General features: G+C 60.2%; 2 protein-coding genes. Both read right to left on the bottom strand.

Annotated features, from left to right (window positions below):
* Window positions 1–55 precede the first annotated feature (55 nt).
* Complete coding sequence (locus tag Y705_RS16580) at window positions 56–1,465, bottom strand: PQQ-dependent sugar dehydrogenase (protein ID WP_049822113.1); 1,410 nt, start codon at window positions 1,463–1,465, stop codon at window positions 56–58.
* A gap of 334 nt (window positions 1,466–1,799) precedes the next feature.
* Window positions 1,800–2,005, bottom strand: a 206-nt coding sequence (locus tag Y705_RS0101715) for a ferritin-like domain-containing protein (RefSeq protein WP_026531606.1), incomplete at its 5' end; no start/stop codon positions are given.

Genomic DNA, 2,005 nt, shown 5'->3' with positions numbered 1-2,005 from the left:
AGCGCTACTCGCCAGACTGTGGCGGCGGATAGCCGTCGCCACAGTCGGCCCGTCTCTACTTTCGGCAGTCGGCATTCCCGGTGCATTCACGCACCAGCTTCATCACCACACCTCCGTCAGCCTCTGCGCCTCCAGTCTTGTTGGCCAGGACGTAGAGTTCGCCCTCCCTGTCTTCACCGATGCCGAGGACAAACAGGTTGATGTGCCCATTCACCAGATTGAAGACGTTCGGAGTCCGGTCATCGGGATCCGCGTGGTCGTTCTCAACCACATACATGACCCGCCCGTTTCCCGAGTTGAACCCGTCGGAATAGTCTCCGAAAACATAGGTCCCATAGAGTTCCGGCAATTGGGTACCCCGGTACACGAATCCACCGATGGTGGCCACGCCCTCGTCGTGGTCGTACTGGGCCACTGGGTCAATCAGGCCGGCGGGCTGCCCCGGCGTATTGGCGAATACGAACCCGTCCGAGGCGAAGCCGTTCAATTCCGTACCATTCGGATTGAACTGGAAGGTCCCTTCCTTGACGCGCCAGCCGTAGTTCCCACCCTGCTGAATGCGGGCGTCAACCTCTTCAATATTGTTCTGGCCCACATCGGCAGTCCAAATTTCTCCGGTGCCCCCCAGATCCATCCGGTCCGAGGAAGCCCGGAACGGGTTGCGGAATCCGTACGCGTAGACCTCTGGCTCGGCGGACGCCAGTGGATCCATCCGTAGGATCTTGCCCAGCAGGTTGTCGGGTTGTTGCGCGTTACCTGGACCCTCATGACTGATACAGGGCCCCTCACCTGCGAGACCGAGTTGGTCTTTCTGATCGTCGGCGCAGCCGCCGTCCCCCGTCGTGATGTACAGCAGGTTCCTGTCGTCGGGGCTGGTCCCGAAAAACAGCGCCCCGCCATTGTGATTGAATTGCGGCTCCTCGATGGTGAGGAGGACCCTGGAGCTTGTTGCGGTCAGTGGTGTCCGTGTCATTGGATCCGCGACGGGATCCGGTGCAGTCCACTCCCTGAGCGTCGCGAGATGGTTGGGCTGCTGGTCGGCCGTTGATGCCGTTCCGGGAATGGGTTCCGATGTCATGGTGTAGAACAGCCCATTGTTTGGGTAGTCCGGGTGGAATGCGAGGCCGAGGAAGCCCCGCTCGTCCCCTTCGGGCATCAGCGGCACGAGCAACGGCGCGGTGTCGAGCACCTGATGCTTGTCGCCGCTTTGCGTATCAATGGCCCACAGCGGGCCGACCTGGTCGACGACGAACAGGACGTCGGGAATATCCGGTGCATAAGTGCCCCAGTTCGGTGCGGTCAGACCCTGCCCCTCGGTGAGGGTCTGCAGTTCAAGCTGGATGTCGCCGTCGTCGATATGGCCGGGAATTGGATCGCCGATTGCTTCGCCTGGATTCGGCGGGTCGCTCGCGCTGGCACCGCCCAGGGAGACGGAGATAGTCAAGGCAAAGAGAGTGCTGAACATGACCGCGGTATAGCGGCGTCGGGATATTCCACTGGTGTGCATTTCGATCGCCTTCCTTTGGCGAATCTGAAACTCCCCCCACAAGTTCTAATGGGTGATGAGGACGGCCGGAGCCGCTCCAGACGTAGCCCCGTTCTGACATCGACATTGTTCCGGTATCGATACGCTCGCGGGGTTGCACGTGAACCACGTTTAGGCTAAACCTGCACGCTGAAATGGAACCGTTCTGAAGATGTTTTTGTCAGAGGCCGGTGCATTAAACGCCAAAACGTGTGTCCTCATCTGGCCGACAGATGAGGACACACGTTTTTGGCTGTTTCCGGAAGGTCTTGAGCTAGACGGCCGCAGGTTCCGTGACGTTGGCGGTCGGCGTCATGTTCTCCGCGTCGACCATCCATGCGTACTGCTCCAGTTTCTCGATGAAACCGTGGAGGATGTCAGCGGTGGTCGGATCTTCCTCGTCGATCTGGTCGTGGACGTCGCGCATGGTCTTGACGGCTGCGTTCAGCATCCGCACCACCAGGGTGACGGTGTCCTGCG

This window comes from Arthrobacter sp. H41 (genome assembly GCF_000520535.1).
In the GTDB taxonomy this organism is placed as follows: Bacteria; Actinomycetota; Actinomycetes; order Actinomycetales; family Micrococcaceae; genus Arthrobacter_D.
This window is presented reverse-complemented; position numbering and strand designations above follow the sequence as displayed.